General features: G+C 73.9%; 18 protein-coding genes. 5 read left to right on the forward strand and 13 right to left on the reverse strand.

The genetic code is table 11. The features are described 5' to 3' along the window. Nucleotides 1-22: 22 nt before the first annotated feature. From ACFZB9_RS29815 to ACFZB9_RS29855, 9 genes are all read right to left on the reverse strand, one after another. Nucleotides 23-832: an HAD family hydrolase gene (locus tag ACFZB9_RS29815; RefSeq protein WP_391452289.1), complete on the reverse strand. Its 810-nt coding sequence runs from the start codon at nucleotides 830-832 to the stop codon at nucleotides 23-25. Further along, nucleotides 829-2103: a serine--tRNA ligase gene (gene serS / locus ACFZB9_RS29820; protein ID WP_391452291.1), complete on the reverse strand. Its 1275-nt coding sequence runs from the start codon at nucleotides 2101-2103 to the stop codon at nucleotides 829-831. The genes ACFZB9_RS29815 and serS overlap by 4 nt, the downstream gene beginning before the upstream one ends. A gap of 509 nt (nucleotides 2104-2612) precedes the next feature. Continuing rightward, nucleotides 2613-3548: a prephenate dehydratase gene (gene pheA / locus ACFZB9_RS29825; protein WP_391452293.1), complete on the reverse strand. Its 936-nt coding sequence runs from the start codon at nucleotides 3546-3548 to the stop codon at nucleotides 2613-2615. Between the two features lie 104 nt (nucleotides 3549-3652). After that, nucleotides 3653-4915, reverse strand: a complete 1263-nt coding sequence (gene efeB / locus ACFZB9_RS29830) for an iron uptake transporter deferrochelatase/peroxidase subunit (RefSeq protein WP_391452295.1) — start codon at nucleotides 4913-4915, stop codon at nucleotides 3653-3655. A gap of 9 nt (nucleotides 4916-4924) precedes the next feature. Further along, nucleotides 4925-6877: a FixH family protein gene (locus ACFZB9_RS29835; RefSeq protein ID WP_391452297.1), complete on the reverse strand. Its 1953-nt coding sequence runs from the start codon at nucleotides 6875-6877 to the stop codon at nucleotides 4925-4927. Between the two features lie 7 nt (nucleotides 6878-6884). Beyond that, nucleotides 6885-7376 carry a copper chaperone PCu(A)C gene (locus ACFZB9_RS29840; protein ID WP_391452298.1) on the reverse strand — a complete coding sequence of 164 codons (492 nt, stop codon included), beginning with the start codon at nucleotides 7374-7376 and terminating at the stop codon, nucleotides 6885-6887. After that, nucleotides 7376-8047: an SCO family protein gene (locus ACFZB9_RS29845; RefSeq protein WP_391452300.1), complete on the reverse strand. Its 672-nt coding sequence runs from the start codon at nucleotides 8045-8047 to the stop codon at nucleotides 7376-7378. Before ACFZB9_RS29845 ends, ACFZB9_RS29840 begins: the two co-directional genes overlap by 1 nt. A gap of 89 nt (nucleotides 8048-8136) precedes the next feature. Then, nucleotides 8137-8862 carry a YcnI family protein gene (locus ACFZB9_RS29850; RefSeq protein ID WP_391452301.1) on the reverse strand — a complete coding sequence of 242 codons (726 nt, stop codon included), beginning with the start codon at nucleotides 8860-8862 and terminating at the stop codon, nucleotides 8137-8139. 129 nt (nucleotides 8863-8991) lie between these two features. Beyond that, nucleotides 8992-9795: a hypothetical protein gene (locus ACFZB9_RS29855; RefSeq protein WP_391452303.1), complete on the reverse strand. Its 804-nt coding sequence runs from the start codon at nucleotides 9793-9795 to the stop codon at nucleotides 8992-8994. A 270-nt stretch (nucleotides 9796-10065) separates the two neighbouring features. On the opposite strand from ACFZB9_RS29855, the gene ACFZB9_RS29860 reads away from it, so the two are divergent. Further along, nucleotides 10066-10707 (forward strand): ATP-binding protein, encoded by a 642-nt coding sequence (locus tag ACFZB9_RS29860; RefSeq protein ID WP_391452304.1) that lies wholly within the window; start codon nucleotides 10066-10068, stop codon nucleotides 10705-10707. A gap of 69 nt (nucleotides 10708-10776) precedes the next feature. After that, nucleotides 10777-11046 (forward strand): hypothetical protein, encoded by a 270-nt coding sequence (locus ACFZB9_RS29865; protein WP_391452306.1) that lies wholly within the window; start codon nucleotides 10777-10779, stop codon nucleotides 11044-11046. Nucleotides 11047-11052: 6 nt separating this feature from the next. On the opposite strand, the gene ACFZB9_RS29870 is transcribed toward ACFZB9_RS29865, so the two are convergent. After that, nucleotides 11053-12243, reverse strand: a complete 1191-nt coding sequence (locus tag ACFZB9_RS29870) for an acyl-CoA dehydrogenase family protein (RefSeq protein ID WP_391452308.1) — start codon at nucleotides 12241-12243, stop codon at nucleotides 11053-11055. Between the two features lie 123 nt (nucleotides 12244-12366). Here ACFZB9_RS29870 and ACFZB9_RS29875 point away from each other — a divergent pair, with 123 nt between their 5' ends. After that, nucleotides 12367-13050, forward strand: coding sequence for a TetR family transcriptional regulator C-terminal domain-containing protein (locus tag ACFZB9_RS29875; protein ID WP_391452310.1), 684 nt, complete (start codon nucleotides 12367-12369; stop codon nucleotides 13048-13050). A gap of 125 nt (nucleotides 13051-13175) precedes the next feature. Next, complete coding sequence (locus ACFZB9_RS29880) at nucleotides 13176-13802, forward strand: TIGR03086 family metal-binding protein (RefSeq protein ID WP_391452311.1); 627 nt, start codon at nucleotides 13176-13178, stop codon at nucleotides 13800-13802. Nucleotides 13803-13956: 154 nt separating this feature from the next. Here the strand turns inward: ACFZB9_RS29880 and ACFZB9_RS29885 are convergent, their stop codons facing one another. After that, nucleotides 13957-14178 (reverse strand): DUF5302 domain-containing protein, encoded by a 222-nt coding sequence (locus ACFZB9_RS29885; RefSeq protein WP_391452313.1) that lies wholly within the window; start codon nucleotides 14176-14178, stop codon nucleotides 13957-13959. A gap of 333 nt (nucleotides 14179-14511) precedes the next feature. Between ACFZB9_RS29885 and ACFZB9_RS29890 the strand changes: the two genes are divergently transcribed. Then, a complete protein-coding gene (locus ACFZB9_RS29890) occupies nucleotides 14512-15333 on the forward strand; it encodes a protein phosphatase 2C domain-containing protein (RefSeq protein ID WP_391452315.1) in 822 nt (273 codons plus the stop codon). A 33-nt stretch (nucleotides 15334-15366) separates the two neighbouring features. Here the strand turns inward: ACFZB9_RS29890 and ACFZB9_RS29895 are convergent, their stop codons facing one another. Both ACFZB9_RS29895 and ACFZB9_RS29900 read right to left on the reverse strand, forming a co-directional pair. Further along, a complete protein-coding gene (locus ACFZB9_RS29895; RefSeq protein WP_391452317.1) occupies nucleotides 15367-15489 on the reverse strand; it encodes a hypothetical protein in 123 nt (40 codons plus the stop codon). Nucleotides 15490-15543: 54 nt separating this feature from the next. After that, complete coding sequence (locus ACFZB9_RS29900; RefSeq protein ID WP_391452318.1) at nucleotides 15544-16146, reverse strand: TetR-like C-terminal domain-containing protein; 603 nt, start codon at nucleotides 16144-16146, stop codon at nucleotides 15544-15546. Between the last annotated feature and the right edge of the window lie 30 nt (nucleotides 16147-16176).

The following is a 16176-nucleotide window of genomic DNA, read 5'->3' on the forward strand; positions in this document are numbered from 1 at the left end:
GACCGGCCAAGGTGACGTCCGGTCAGCCGTAGAGGCGTTCCAGGACCAGTGCGACGCCGTCCGCCGCGTTGCTCGCGGTGACCTCGTCGGCCACCGCCAGCAGCTCCTGATGGGCGCCGGCCATCGCCACCGAGTGCGCGGCCCACTGGAACATCGGTATGTCGTTGGGCATGTCGCCGAAGGCGATGGTGTCCTTCGCCCGCAGGCCCAGGCGCCGGGCCGCGATTGCCAGCCCGGTGGCCTTGGACAGGCCCAGCGGCAGCAGCTCCACGAGCCCCGGTCCTGCCATCGTCACGCCGGTCAGGTCGCCGACCATCCGCCGGGCGGCGTCGGCGAGTTGATTGTCCGTCAATTCGGGATGCTGGATGTAGAGCTTGCTGATCGGCTCCTCGAACAGCTCCGCGCTGGTGCCGACCCGCTGCAGCGGCAGATCGCCGCCCATCTCCAGCCGGTAGGAGTGCAGCGCCAGAATCAGGCCGGCCAGGCCGTCCTGGCCGGCGGCCACCGCCAGCGGGCCCAGCTCGGCCTCCAGCTTGGCCAGCGCCAGCTGGGCCACCTTGCGGTCCAGCGTCATCGAGGTGAGCAGCTTGTGCGCGCCCGCGTCGTAGACCTGGGCGCCCTGTGAGCAGACCGCCGTCCCGGTGTACCCGATCTCCTCGAAGACCGGCCGGGCCCAGGAGGCCGAGCGGCCGGTGACGATGATGTGGGTGGCCCCGGCCGCCGTGGCGGTGGCCAGGGCGGCCTGGGTCCGGGGGGAGACCGTCTCCTCGGGGGTGAGCAGGGTGCCGTCCAGATCGGTGGCGACCAGCCCGTACGGCAACCCGCTGGTCACTTGACCGGGTCCAGCGTGGTCCGGCCGCCCAGGTACGGACGCAGCGCCTCGGGCAGCACCACGGAGCCGTCGGCCTGCTGGTGGTTCTCCAGCAGCGCCACGATCACCCGGGGCACGGCGACCAGGGTGCCGTTGAGGGTGGCCAGCGGACGGACCTTGCCCTCCTCGCGCAGCCGGATCGACAGGCGACGGGACTGGTACTCGGTGGTGTTCGAGGTGGAGGTGACCTCGCGGTACTTGCCCTGGGTCGGGATCCAGGCCTCGATGTCGAACTTGCGGGCGGCCGAGGCGCCGAGGTCGCCGGAGGCGACGTCGATCACCCGGTAGGGCAGCTCCAGGGCGTTGAGGAAGTCCTTCTCCCACTGGAGCAGGCGCCGGTGCTCGGCCTCCGCCTCCTCCGGGGTGGTGTAGACGTACATCTCCACCTTTTCGAACTGGTGCACCCGGATGATGCCGCGGGTGTCCTTGCCGTACGTCCCGGCCTCGCGGCGGAAGCAGGAGGAGAAGCCGGCGTAGCGCAGCGGCAGCTGGTCGGCGTCCAGGATCTCGTCCATGTGGTACGCCGCGAGCGCGACCTCGCTGGTGCCGACCAGGTACCGGTCGTCCTGCGCCAGGTGGTAGACGTTCTCGGCGGCCTGGCCGAGGAAGCCGGTGCCGTCCATCGCGGCCGGGCGCACCAGGGTCGGGGTGATCATCGGGATGAAGCCGGCCGCACCGGCCTGCGCCATCGCCATGTTGACCAGGGCCAGCTCCAGCAGGGCGCCGGGACCGGTCAGGTAGTAGGACCGCGCGCCGGCCACCTTGGCGCCGCGCTCGGTGTCGATCGCACCCAGGATCTGCCCGAGCTCGACGTGGTCCTTCGGCTCGAAGCCCTCGGCCGCGAAGTCGCGCGGGGTGCCGATCTCCTCAAGGGTGACGAAGTCCTCCTCGCCGCCGACCGGGGCGGCCGGGTCGATCAGGTTGGCCAGCGAGCGCAGCAGCCGCTCGGCCTCCTCCTTGGCCTCGGACTGCTCGGCGTCGGCGGCCTTGACCTCCTCGGCCAGCGTCTTGGTGCGCTGGAGCAGGGCGGCGCGCTCCTCGCCCTGGGCCTTGGCGACCTGCTTGCCCAGACCCTTCTGCTCATTGCGCAGCTCGTCGAAGCGACTGCCCGAGGATCGGCGCCGCTCGTCGGCCGCGAGCAGGGCGTCGACCAGGTCGACGTCCTCGCCACGGGCGCGCTGCGAGGCGCGCACTCGGTCAGGGTCCTCACGAAGCAGGCGAAGGTCAATCACAGGGGCAAGCCTACCGGGATCGGGGTCGCCTGTGGATAACTCGCCGATTCATGTGGATAACTCGCCCTGGACGGCCCTCGCCCGTGATTTGTCCACAGGGACGGGCCCTGTCCTGTGGATGGCGGAGTGAGGCGTAACCGACGGCTGTCGAATCACGTTTTCCATGTTTCAAACCTCGATCTGCCCTCACGGCCGAGGTAATTCACTCACTCGGAGTGGTGAATTCTGAGGAGAAGGGTGACTCTGGTGCGATGAGTCCTATTTAGCCCGCTTACCGATGATCAGATCGGACCTGGGAGTGGCTAAGCCGGTTTGTCGACTCATCCCCAGGCCTGTGGATAACCGGTGGATAACTGTCCCGGGGACGGGCCTGTGGATGACCGGCGGGCCGGCCACCGGCCTGTGGATGACGTGCGGGAACGGCCTTCCGCCCGGGTGTACGCCCGGTTTCGGGCAGCCGTCCCGCACCTTTCCGGCAAGCGAACCAACGGCTGTGGCCAGTGGCCGGATCAGCTCTCGCCGCGCCCGTCCAGGCAGCGCGACAGCCAATCGGCGGCCCGGTCGAAATCCTCGTCCGAGGTGCCCGGCTGGCGCGGCGTGGCCGTGCGCTGATCGGCCCGCGGGTAGGAGCCGAGGAACCGGATCTGCGGGCAGATCCGCCGCAGGCCCATCAGCGCCTCGGAGACCCGGCGCTCGGTCAGGTGCCCCTCGCAGTCGATCGAGAAGCAGTAGTTCCCGAGCCCGTGCCCGGTCGGCCGCGATTCGATCCGCATCAGGTTGACCCCGCGGACCGCGAATTCCTGCAGGAGTTCCAGCAGCGCACCCGGGTGGTTGTCGCCGAGCCAGACCACCATGGACGTCTTGTCCGCCCCGGTCGGCGAGGAGACCCGCCCGGGCCGGCCCACCAGGACGAAGCGGGTGATCGCGTTCTGCGCGTCGTGGATGTCGGTGACCAGCGGCTCCAGCCCGTAGAGCGCGGCGGCGAACTCGCCCGCGAAGGCGCCGTCCGCCTGCCCCTCCTGCACCAGCCGGGCACCGTCGGCGTTGGAGGCGGCCGCCTCCCAGCGGGCCTGCGGCAGGTGGTCGCCCAGCCAGCGGCGCACCTGCGGCTGGGCGACGGGGTGGCTGGTGACGGTCTTGATGTCGGCCAGCGTGGTGCCGGGGCGCACCAGCAGCGCGAAGCTGATCGGCAGCAGCACCTCGCGGTAGATCATCAGCGGTGCGCCGTGGGCCAGTTCGTCGGCAGTCGCGGTGACCGCGCCCTCCACCGAGTTCTCGATCGCCACGAAGGCCCCGGCGGCCTCGCCGGCCCGCACCGCGTCCAGTGCGGCCTGCACCGAGGGCAGCGGCACCAGTTCCCGGGTCGCGGCCTCCGGCAGCGTGTGCAGGGCGGCCTCGGTAAAGGTGCCGGCGGGCCCGAGGTAGGTGTAGCGGGTAGCCGACATGCCGCGCCTCCGTGAGCTTCGCAACCGATACCAGACGTGCCACCTTAGCCACTCCGGACCACCCGCCGTGCCGCGGTCCACGACGTGGTCCCAGCCGCCCGCGACTACCCTTCCAGCAACGCCTGCCCCAGGTATCCTTCGCCGCCCTGGACGCCGCGCGGTACCGCGTACAGCCCGCTGGCCTCGTGCCGCAGGAAGCGGGTCAGGCCGTCGCCGCGGGCCAGCTTCTGCTGCACGGGGATGAAGCCGCGCGCCGGGTCCGCCTGGAACGCCAGGAAGAGCAGGCCCGCGTCCGGCGAGCCGTCCGGCAGCACCCCGTCCGCGTAGGAGAAGCCGCGCCGCAGCATCGCGGCCCCGCCGTTGGCGGCCGGCGCCGCCACCCGGATGTGCGCGTCGGCGGGGATCGCCAGGGTGCCGTCCGGGTTCTGCTCGGTCAGGTCGACGGCGGTGGTCTCGGTGCCGCCGGACAGCGGCGCGCCGTCCGACTTGCGCCGTCCGATGAACCGCTCCTGACGGTCCGTCGGCAGGTTCTCCCAGTCGTCCAGCAGCATCCGGATCCGCCGCAGCACCAGGTAGCTGCCACCGGCCATCCAGTCGGGCCCGGTGGCGAAGACCTTGGCGGCGAAGTCGGGATCGGTCGGCTTGGGGTTGTTGGTCCCGTCCACCTGGCCCATCAGGTTGCGCCCGGTCATCGGCGCGGCGGTGGCGCCGGGGGTCCGCGCGAAGCCGGCCATCTGCCAGCGGACGGCGGCGGTGCCGGCGGCCTGCTGCTGGAGCACCCGCAGTGCGTGGAAGGCCACCAGCGCGTCGTCCGCGCCGATCTGCACCCACAGGTCGCCGTCGCTGCGCGAGCGGTCGATGGCGTCCTGCGGGAAGTCCGGCAGCGGGTTCAGCTGCGGCGGGCGGCGGTCGGCCAGGCCCGCCTTGTCGAACAGGGTGGCGCCGAAGCCCACCGTGAGGGTCAGCGAGCTGGGCCCGGCGTCCAGCGCGATCTGGTTCTCGTGGCTGGGGGCCGGCTCGCCCACCGCCAGCCGGGCCGCGGTCTGCGACCAGAGCTTGAGCAGCGCCTGCAGCCCGGCCCGCCCGGCGTTCGGCGCCAGGTCGAAGGCGGCCAGCTGGACCCGGGCCTGCTGCGGTTGGACGATCCCGGCCTGGTGCGGCCCCTGGAAGTCGACCCGGGCGGCACCGAGCGCCGGCGTGCGGTGCCCGCCGGTCGCTGTCGCCCCCTGGGCGAGCATCCCGCCGGCCGCGCCGACGGCGAGCCCGGCCCCGGCGCCCGCGAACAGCGTCCGGCGCGAGAATCCCCCGCCGCTCGCGGGCTGCCGCACGGGCACGGCCGGCTGACTACTGGTCTCCTGCGTGGACATACCCGTACCTCAGCCGATCGTCAGTTGCTTGGTCTCGGTGTCCTGGTCGATGTCCGAGGACCGGACGACGACCGCGGCCACCCACTCGCCCGCCAGCGGGAGTTGTGCCGTGCCGGTCCAGCGCCCGGTGCCGGCCTTGGTCAGGGCCACCGCCAGCGGGCCCAGATCGCGGTCCGGCAGGGTGAAGGACACCTGGGTCTCGGGCACGTCCACCGGCTGCCCCGAGCCGTCGGTGACCAGCAGGGTCAGCTGGCTGCTGCCGGTGGCCGCCGGGTCGACGGTGAGCACGGCGGTGCCCTTGGCGCCCTTCTCGGTGCCGCCGGTGTTGTAGGGCAGCTTGAGCTCCACGCTCTTCGCGGCCGTCTTGGGTGCCGGGGCGGTGGCGCTGCTGGCCGCGGCGACCTCGGCGGCCACCCGCCCGGGCGGCGAGTTGGTCAGCACCGTGGTCACCACCAGCACGCCGATCGCCACCGCCGCCTCGATCAGCACCGAGCGCCGCAGCCGCGCCTGCACCGGAGTGCCGTCCTGCGCCTTGCGGACCCCGGCCGCGGTCATCGCGGCCCGCTGGCGCGCCAGCTGCTCGCGCCGCACCGGGTCGTCAGCCGCTGCCTCCTCGGCCTCGCCCGACCGGCCGCCGACCGTGACGTCGACCTGATCGACTTCCTGCGCCGGGGCTGTCCGCAGCCGGGCCGTCCACCGCCGTGAGAAGAAGGCCGCGCCCAGCATCACCAGCACCAGCCCGACCTTGAGCAGCACCAGCTGCCCGTACTCGGTGTCCACCAGCGCGTCCCAGCTGCCCACGCCCCGCCAGACCTGGTAGACGCCGGTGAGCACCAGGCAGGCCACCGAGACCAGCGCGACCTTGGAGAACCGCTCGGCCGCCGCCGCCCCGCCGCCGTGCCGCAGCGCGGCCGCCAGGGTGACCAGGCCGCCCAGCCAGCAGGCCATCGCGATCAGGTGCAGCATGTCGAACGGCAGCGCCACCCACACCTGGATCCCGACCGCCGCGTGGTCCGCCGCGGCCCAGGTGGCCGCCAGCGCCAGCGCCAGCACCAGCCCGCCCGCGCCCAGCGCCAGCCGCGCCTCGCGCAGCGGCCGCTCGGCCGCCCGGCGCTCCAGCCGGCGCAGCTCGTCCTCCTCGGCGTCCCCGGTGGAGGCGATCTCGTTCTCTTCCGCGTCCTCCTCCTGCCCCAGCCGCCCCACCAGCAGCGACAGGAAGACCCCGCCCGCCGCCAGCAGCAGCAGCCGCGCGGCCAGCGCGGTGCCGAGCCGCTCGTCCAGCGAGCCGCGCACCAGCGACAGGTCGAAGACCTGGCCCAGCCCGGTCCCGCGCTCATAGGGCCCGCGCAGCAGCAGCACCGCCACCGTGGCGGCCAGCAGCGCGACCCAGCCGCCCATCAGCAGGCGCTGCACCGAGCGGGTCGCCGCCCCGCGCGGCCAGCACAGCAGCACGAAGGCCGCCGCCCCGACCAGCAGCGCGAACGCCCCGTACGCCACCGCCCGCCCGGTCCCGTACAGCGCCGAGACCACCTCGTCGGCCTTGGCGCCGTTCGCCTGCGAGAGCGAGACCGAGGTGGTCGAGGGCGCGCCGACGGAGAAGGTGAACGCCCCGCCGACCGGGTGCGTGTCGGCCGAGACGGCCCGCCAGGCCACCGTGTAGGTGCCGTTGCCCAGGCCCGGCCGCAGCCCGACGGTGGCGGTGTCGTCCTTGCCGCCCGCGTGCGTGGGGTTGCCGGTGTCCACCGGCTTGCCGGCCGGGTCGAGCACCCGCACCGAGTCGCCGGCGAGCGTCACCCCTTCGCTGAAGGTCAGGGTCACGGCGGTGGGCGCGCTCGCCACCACCGAGTTCTGCGCGGGATCGGTCTGCAGCAGCGCCGCGTGCGCCGAGGCGGGTGCGGCGGTGCCCAGCAGCAGGAGCAGCAGGGTGCCCGCGGTGGTGAGCCAGGCCCAGGCTTTGCGCATCTCTTCGTCAGCTCCCGGGGCGGTAGGTGAGGGGTTTCACCGGCACCTGGACGGCGATGGTGCCGCTGTGTGCGAAGGTCAGGTCCAGCTCCAGCTGGTCGCCGACGGCGGGTGGCTTCTGCCACCCCATGATCATCAGGTGGGCGCCGCCGCGGGTCAGCTGCAACGCGCCGCCGGCCGGCACCGGCAGGCTGTCCACCTCCTGCATGGTGGTCTCGGTGGACCGGTGCATGCTCACCGAGCCGGCGCCGGGGCTGCTCACCCGCACCAGGGTGTCCGCCGTGCCGCCGGTGTTGCGCACCGTCAGGTAGCCGGCCGCCATGCTGTCGCTGCCGGGGCTGCCGGCGGGCAGCGGGATGTACGAGTCCGCGACGCTGAGCTTGGCGCTCGACGCCTGGCTGCTCCCGCCGCCGTAGACGACGACTATCGCGCCCGCGGTCAGCACGGCGGCGACCGCGGCCCCGGTCAGCGCGGTCTGGCGGAAGTTCCTGGCGCCCATCAGGCCGCCACCCCCTTGGCCAGCAGCGGCAGGTCGTGGGCGAAGACGTCCTGCGAGGTGTTGCTCAGGTAGACCAGGTGCGCCTTGTTGTCGGAGGGCATGAAGGCCAGCACCTGGGCGCCGTGCGAGGAGGTCACCGTGCCGTCCTTGTTGACCACCGGGTCCTCCACCAGGATGCCCAGGCTCAGCGCGGCCGCCTTCACCTTCTGCAGGTCGCCGGTCAGCCCGATGAAGTTCTTGTTGAAGGAGTCCAGCCAGGTCCGCAGCACCTTCGGCGTGTCGACCTGCGGATCGGTGGAGACGAAGACCACGTTGAGCTTCGCCTGCTCGTCCGCGGGCAGCTTCTGCAGCGCCACGGCGATGTCGCCCATGGTGGTGGGGCAGACGTCCGGGCAGCTGGTGTAGCCGAAGAAGAGCAGCGTGGTCTTGCCCGCGGTGCGCTGGCGCAGGTCGAAGGGCTGGCCGCTGGTGTCGGGCAGCACCAGGTCGGGCATGTCGAAGTGCTTGCCCAGCACCGTGCCCTGGTAGGGCGAGTTCTGGGACTGCTGGGAGACGATGGCCGCGCCGTTGGTCGACTTGCTGCCCGAGCCGCAGGCGGTCAGCGCGAGGGCGGCGGTCAGGGCCAGCGCGGCGGCGCCGGCGGCGCGGTATCGGGTGGAGAACAGCTGCATGGTGGGGGGTCCTTCGTTCGGGCTCGTGGCGGTGGGTCGCCCGCCGGGGCCGGCCGCTCCCGGGGGAGGGCCGGCCCCGGCGACCGGCCTCAGGAGGCGGGGGTGCCGCTCTTGCGGCGCAGGCCGACCACGCCGAGGGCGGCACCGAGCACGCCGACCACGATCCCGGCGATGCCCAGTGCGCGGGCGGTCGAGTCGTCCGACGTGGCCGCGGCGGTGGCCGACTTGCCGTCCTGCGAGGCGCCGGCGGCGGGCGAGGGCGCGGTGCCGGTGGCGGCCGTCAGGCGCAGCGTCGGCGCGGGGTGCTGCGGCTCGGCCTGGCCGGCCTTGGCCTCGTCGATCCAGCGCACCACGGTGCCGTCGTCGTAGGTCTGCAGCGCCTTGAAGACGATCTGGTCGGCGTCCTTCGGCAGCGGGCCGAGCGAGATCTTGAACTCCTGGAACTGGCCGGGACCGATCTTGCCGGTGGCGTCGGCGGTCCAGGTGATCTTGCTGACCGCGTCGGTGACCTGCCCGTCGTCGGTGGTGACCGGGGTCGCCAGGTGGGTCTTGTCGACGGTCGCGGTCCAGCCGGGCACCGGCTGGGTGGAGACCGAGGCGACCGGGTGGTCGGTCGGCACGGTGACCTCCAGCTTCACCGTGCTCGCCTTGTCGCTCTCGTCCGGCACCCGGAACGCGACAGCGGTGTAGCCGCCCTGCGTGGCGGTGTTCGGGTTCACGGTGACGTGCGCGAAGGCGGGAACGGCGGTGACCAGCACGGCACCGGCGGCGAGAACGGCGGCGGCGGTGGAACGGCGGGCGGTGAGCGAACGCATCGGTGGCGGTCTCCATCGGGAGCAGGACACACGGGTGCCCTGGACAGGTTGGGGTGACGAGCTGCGGGGGTACGCGGCGCCGACACCCGGACCCGTCAGCCGACGCCGAGGCGCGGGGGTGACGGCGGGTCAGCGCGCGAGGACCGCCACCGGCGGACCACGGCGCACCACGCTGTGCCGCAGCACGGCCGCCACCGGCAGCCGGTACTCCTCCCGGTCGGGGCGCGGCCCCCGCCCCGCGGCCCCCGCCATGCCGAGCAGGCCACGCAGCACGGCGGCGACCAGCGCGAGCGCGCGCCCCAGCGGGGCGCTCCACTGCTGGAGTTCGCGGGCGGCGCTGCCGGCCAGCCGGATCAGCCGCCACAGCGCGGCCTCGCCGCGGCGCAGCCACCAGCCGACCAGCACGGCGGCTATCAGGTGGCCGAGCAGCATCGCGGGGGTCAGCCCGAACAGCCACCAGGGACCGGTGGCCACCGCGTGGTAGCCGTTCGGGTCCAGGCCCGCGCTGTCGACCAGTTGGGCCGGGCTCACCCCGGGGGGCAGCACCCGGGCCATCCCGGGCATGTCGTTGCAGATCAGCCGGCCGGCCACCTGATCCAGGGTCATCCCCGGCATCGCGTGATGGCCGAGGCTGTGGAAGAGCAGGTGCAGCGCGAGCTGACCGCCCCCCAGCGCCGTGGCGATCCCCGGCAGCGAGCGCTCCCGGCCGCCGAGCGCCGCCGCGAGGGCGGCCACCAGGGCGAAGCCGAGCAGCAGCGAAGGCACGGCGACGTCGCCGCCGCCGCTCAGGCTGTGGCCGAAGGCGGCCACCACCGTGCACACCACCGCGAACGGCACCGCGCGCAGCAGCCGCAGGTCCCACCCCGCGCGCAGCGCTGCGGGGCGCGCCGGCTCGGCGGCGCCCGGCTGCGGGGCGAGGTGGTGGTCAGTCATGGCCGGGCCATCATCTCATCGGGCCCCGGCCCGTTCGGGGCGGGGTGCGAAAGTGCCAGGGCGTCAGCGGGACCGGCCGCCGGCTCGCCCGCGGACCAGCCGTACCCCCCAATGGCCCCGGCGTGCGGTGGTCCGTGCGCGCCGTTCGGCACAACGCGCCGCGCCCGTCCATCCGCCGAATGGGCGGACCGCCCGCAGCGCGACGGTTCACGGCCCGATCCCTCGGAAATACCTAGTTGTATGTGGAGCCCCAGCCTGGAGGGACCAGTCGTGGACATCTGGTGGACTCTGCATCTCAAGCGCGAGCTGGCCAGCGTGCCGCTGGCCCGGCGCTTCCTGCTCGGCACCATGGAGAGCGCCGGGGTCGACCCGGGCATCGCCCACGACCTCGGCCTCGCGCTGACCGAGGCCTGCGCCAACGCGGTGGAGCACGCGGGCGCCGGGCTGCCCAGGGCCGACGACGGCTTCCAGGTCACCGCCACGCTCGACGGCGACCTGCTGCGGATCGAGGTGATCGACCGCGGCCCGGGCCTGCCCACCGCTCCCCGGCTGGTCCCGGCCCGTCGCACGCTGCCCGCCCTGCCGGAGCCCGGCCATGGGGCGGCGCGGCCGCACCCGCGCCGCCGCCGCGGCCGGGCCACCCTGCCGGGCCCCGCCGCCCTGGGCCCGGCCCGCCGCTCCCGTCCCACCGCCTACGACACCCACGTGCTGCCGCCGGGCCGCCCGCACCCCGCCCTGCCCCGGCTGCCCGACCTGGACACGCTGCCCGACCTGTTGGGCGAGAGCGGCCGCGGCCTCTTCCTGATCCGCGCCCTGACCGACCACGTCCACCTGCGCAACCACCCCCAGCGCGGCGCGATCGTCAGCTTCGACAAGCTGCTCAACCGCCAGGCCCTGCGGGTGGCCTCCTGAGCCCAGGGTCCGGCCGTCCGGCGGCCCACTCGCCTGGCGCCCGCACCGGGCCGGGGGCACTGTGGAGATATGTTGCATCGGATGCACGCCGAGTACGGCGACCAGGGCCGATCCGGCCCGGTGAAGCAGTGGCACATGGTCCAGGACCAGCAGCTGGTCGGCCTGTGCGGACGTGAGCTGACCGAGGGGGCGGCCACGCTGGAGCCGACCGAGTGGGGGCAGACCAAGGAGCCCTGCTGCCGCGCCTGCGGGGTGGTCTGGTTCCAGTCGGTGCCCTTCCTGGCGGACGAGCACGACCGGTCGACCTACCTCCCGGACGAGCACGGCGCGCAGAGCTGAGCCCGCTCAGCGGTAGGCCGACTCGCCGGTGATCGCCTCGCCCAGCACCAGGGTGTGGATCTCGCTGGTCCCCTCGTAGGTCAGCACCGACTCCAGGTTGTTGGCGTGCCGCAGCACCGGGTAGTCCGTGGTGATCCCGTTGGCCCCCAGCACGGTCCGGGCGCTGCGCGCGATCGCCAGCGCGGTGCGCACGTTGTTGAGCTTGCCGAAGCTGACCTGGGCCGCCTTCGCGCGCCCGGCCTCCTTCAGCCGCCCGATCCGCCAGGCGACCAGATAGGCCTTCTCCAGCTCCACGGCCATCTCCACCAGCTTCTCCTGGGTCAGCTGGAAGCCGGCGATCGGGCGGCCGAACTGCACGCGGCTCTTGGCGTACGACAGGGCCGCCTCGTAGCAGTCCCGGGCGGCGCCCACCGTGCCCCAGAGGATCCCGTAGCGCGCCTCGTTGAGGCAGGAGAGCGGCCCGCGCAGCCCGACGACGCCGGGCAGCACCGCGTCGCCCGGCAGCAGCAGCTCCTCGAAGCTCAGGCCGCTGGTCACCGAGGCCCGCAGCGAGAGCTTGCCGGGCACGTCGGTGGCGGTGAACCCGGGGGTGTCGGTGGGCACCACGAAGCCGCGCACCCCCTCCTCGGTCTGCGCCCAGACGACGGCGACGTCCGCCACGCTGCCGTTGGTGATCCACATCTTGCTGCCGGAGAGCACCCAGTCCGCGCCCTTGCGCCGGGCGGTGGTGCGCATCCCGGCCGGGTCGGAGCCGAAGTCCGGTTCGGTCAGCGCGAAGCAGCCGATCGCGCGCCCCGCCGCCAGCTCCGGCAGCCAGCGCTGCTTCTGCTCCTCGGAGCCGAAGGCGTGGATCGCCCGCATCGCCAGCGAGCCCTGGACCGAGACGAAGCTGCGCAGCCCCGAGTCGGCGGCCTCCACCTCCATGCAGGCCACGCCGTACGCCACCGCGCCGGCCCCGGCGCAGCCGTAGCCCTCCAGGTGCATGCCGAGCAGGCCCAGTTCGCCCAGCTCGGGGGCGAGTTCGCGGGCCGGGAAGGTGCCGCGCTCGAACCAGTCGGCGATCTGCGGGCGGATCCGGTCGTCGGTGAAGCGGCGGACCGTGTCGCGGATCAGCCGCTCCTCGTCGGTGAGCAGTTCGCCCACGGCGAGCAGGTCGATCGGGTCGGGGGCGCCCGGACGGGCAGCGGTGGCGGACATGCGGCGCTCCTGGGGGTTCGCGGGTCGGTGGCGAGGGTTGCGCGGTGCCGGACCATCCGTATCAGGCTTTACGCTGGCCGGAAAGCAGTCGCCGGGCGGTGCCAGGGAAGACGGTGGTGTGCAGTGACGGAATCCACGAACCACGCGCCGGGCCCGGCCGTGGACACCGCGGTCGACTCCACCGACGGGCGGGTCCAGAAGGGCAACGAGACGCGTCGCCTGGTGCTGGCCAGGGCGGTCTCGATCGCCTCGGTCGAGGGGCTCGGCGGGCTCTCGCTCGGGCGGCTGGCTGGTGAGCTGTCGCTGAGCAAGAGCGGGGTGTTCGCGCTCTTCGGCTCCAAGGAGGAGCTGCAGCTGGCCACCGTGCGCGCCGCCCAGCGGATCTACCGGGACACCGTGGTGGAGCCGGTGCGCCGGCTGCCGCCCGGGGTGGGGCAGTTGTGGGAGCTGGCGCTGCGCTGGCTGGAGTACTCGCGCGGGCGGACCTTCGCGGGCGGCTGCTTCTTCTACGCGGTGGGCGCCGAGTTCGACGCCCAGCCGGGGCGGGTGCGCGACGTGCTGGCGGAGAGCAGCCGGCGCTGGCACCGTCTGGTGCTGGAGCTGCTCGAAGCGGCCAAGTCCGCCGGTCAGTTGCGTGCGGACGCCGATCTGGAGCAGCTCGCCTTCGAGTTGATCAGCTTCCTGGAGTACGCCAACGCGATGTCGCTGCTGCACGAGGACGAGGCCCCGTATGCGCGGGCCCGGCGTGCGGTGCTGCTGCTGCTCCGCTCGGAGTCGGTCGACGAGTCGCTGCTGCCGACGTCCTGACGCTCTGTGCGGGCCGTTCGGTGGTTGATTCTGTGGGCTTAAAACTGACCGAACGATCGTGCTAACGTCCGGCGAGCAAGGTCACGCGTTCTTCCCACCGGCCACTAGCTGACGGAGGCACCACCATGACGACCCTGATGACCCAGCCGGTACTCGCCCCGCTCCACGCCGACGCGCTCGCCCTGATCGCACCGCTGGTGGCCGGGATCCGATCCGACCGGCTCGATCTGCCCACCCCGTGCGCGGGCTGGCCGCTGCGCCGGCTCCTGGCGCACCTGATCGGCCAGCAGTACGGGTTCGCGGCCGCGGCCCGGGGTGACGGCGCGGACCCGGCCGTCTGGGCGGACCGGCCGGTGGCCGACGGCCCGGGCACGGTGCTGGCGGTGCTGGCGGGCTTCGCCGACTCGGCGACCGAGCTGGTCGACGCCTTCGCGGCGGCCGAGGCGCGCGGCGCGAAGATCGCGCTGCCCCAGGTCCGGCCCGGTCACGCCTTCCCGGCCGCCCAGGCGATCGGGTTCCACCTGCTCGACACCCTGGTGCACGGCTGGGACCTGGCGGCCACCCTCGGGGTGCCGTTCGGCTGCCCGCCGGAGCTGGCCGAGCTGGCGCTGCGGATCGCCGAACAGGTCCCGTCCGAGGCCGGGTCCCGGGGCCCCGGGCACGCCTTCGCCCCCGTGCTGCCGGGCGGTGCGGACTCGCCCTTCGACGGCGCGCTGCTGCTGCTCGGCCGCGATCCGCACTGGCGGCGCTGAGCGCACCACGGCCGGGCGCGAGGCCGGGCGCGAGGCCGGGCCGGGACGTGCCGTGCGCGGGCAGGTGGGGGCATGCGCGAGGGCCGACGCCCGTGCTGGGCGCCGGCCCCCGCTACCGTCCGACCGCTACCGGCTGACAGCTGTCAGCTACCGGTCAGCCGCTCTTGCGGCGGAAGGTGCGCTTGCCGCCGGCGGCGTTGTGCGCGCCGTGGACCTTGGACTCGCTGCCGGGGCCACCGCCGGCCCCGTCCGTCTTCGCGCCGTGCTTGCGCTGCAGTGCGGCCAGGAACTTCGCCTTCACGTCGTCCTGCTCGGCCGCCGCGGTGGGCTCGGGGTTCTCCTCGCTTGCCACGGGTGCTGCGTCGCTGCTGCTCATACGGACCTCCTGGACGGGTTGGTGCATGGTCGTGCCGCTTGCCACTGTGTCACGACGGGCGGCCGACGTGCCGTCAGTTTCCGCGTGGTCCGGGGGAGCGGTCGCGCCACGTCGGTCCGCCGATGTAGAAGAGCAGCACCATGGTGGGAAACACCAACGAAGCCACCGTCACCACGATCGCCTGCCACCACATCCCGATCTCCGCCTCTGTCGTTGCGATATGTCCGGTATGTGACGCTAGGTGAAAAGCGGAGGCACTGCCACCGCACCTCGATCGGGCGAACCCGTGCCGAGGACTGTCCGCCGGGCGCTCCGGCACCGCACACTGGCGGCATGCAGGTACAACTGGCCGGTGAGGCGGGGCAGCCGGGCCAAGAGAACGAGGACTTCGCCGCGAGCACCCCCGAGGCCCTGGTGCTGCTCGACGGCTCGGGCTCGCCCACGGGCATGGAGTCCGGCTGCCGGCACGGCACCGCCTGGTACGTCCGCCGCCTGGGGGTGCACCTGCTCGCCCGGCTGACCGACCGCCCGGACCGCAGCATCGCCGAGTGCCTGGCCGACGCCGTCGCCGAGACCGCCGCGCTGCACGGCGCCCGCTGCGACCTGGCCCACCCCGGCACCCCGGCCGCCTCGGTGGTCGCGGCCCGGCTGCACGGCGCCTCGCTGGAGTACCTGGTGCTCGGCGACTGCCTGCTGCTCCTGGAGCCGCGCGACGGGCCGGTGAAGGTGGTCGGCGACAACCAGCCCTACCCGGCCGGGCAGGAGCTGCGCCGGGCGCTGTACGCGGCCGAGCCGGGCAGCGACGAGCGCGCCGCGCTGCGGCTGCGGTACGCGCTGGCGGTGCGCGCGGTGCGCAACACCGGGCGCGGCCCGTGGATCGCCGCTGCCAGCCCGAAGGCCGCCGCCCGGGCGGAGACGGGCTTCGTCAAGCTGACCGGGCTGCGCGCGCTGGCCGCCGTCACCGGCGGGGCCGCCCGGTACGCCGCGCCGTTCGCGCTCGGCGACTGGCCCGCGGCGCTGCGGTTGCTGGCCGAGGCCGGCCCGGCCGCGCTGATCGCCCGGGTGCGCGAGGCCGAGGCGCTGGACCCGCGCTGCGAGCGCCGGCCGCGTGACCCGGCCCGCGAGGACGCCACCGCGCTCTACGCGTTGATCTGATCGCCCCTCAACCGGCCTGCCGGATCTGCCAGGTCACCACGGGATCTTCCGCCGGTCGCGGAAGAAACCGCCGGTCGGGCCGCCGCTGGGCAGGGTGGCGGCCCGGACCACCCCGGCCGCGCCCTCGGCCACCGGGCGGCCGCCGCTCCCGCCCATGTCGGTGTCGACCCAGCCCGGGCAGACCGCTGTCCAGGGCGAGCTGAGGCTACGTCAGCTCCATGGGGCCGGTGGGTCGATGGGCCGGTCGGAGCGCACCCAGTGGGACAGCACCAGGTGCAGGGCGGTGATCGACCGCTCGAAGGAGACCTGCACCGGGCGCGCGTGGCCGAAGCCGCCAGCCGCCTCCAGGCTGACGTAGCCGTGCAGTGTGGCGCGCAGCAGGCGGCCCGCGTCGATCAGGTCGGGCTCGGCCAGGCCGTAGCCGCGCAGGATCGCCGAGCAGGCGGCGATCGAGCGCTGGGCGGCGGGGGAGGCGGCCACCGTGTCCTGGTCCAGGGGCAGTTGGGTGGCGGCGTAGCGGCCGGGGTGGGCGAGCGCGTAGTCGCGGTAGGTCCGGGCGAAGGCGCTCAGCGCGTCCCGGCCCGCCAGCCCGGCCACGGCGGGCACGATCCGGTCGGCGAGTTCGCCGGCGGCGAGCAGGGCCAGGCGCACCCGCAGGTCCTGGGAGTTGCGCACGTGCGAGTACAGGCTGGCGTCCTTGACGCCGAAGCCGCGGGCGAGGGCGGACAGGGTGACCTTCTCCAGGCCGACCTGGTCCGCGAGGTCGGCCGCGGCGGCCACCACGCGCTCGGTCGTCAGGCCGGCTCGGGCCATGAGGTCCTCCTAGGAGTATTAACCAGTTGC

Origin of the sequence: Kitasatospora sp. NPDC008050 (assembly GCF_042957465.1) — a bacterium.
Classification (GTDB): domain Bacteria; phylum Actinomycetota; class Actinomycetes; order Streptomycetales; family Streptomycetaceae; genus Kitasatospora.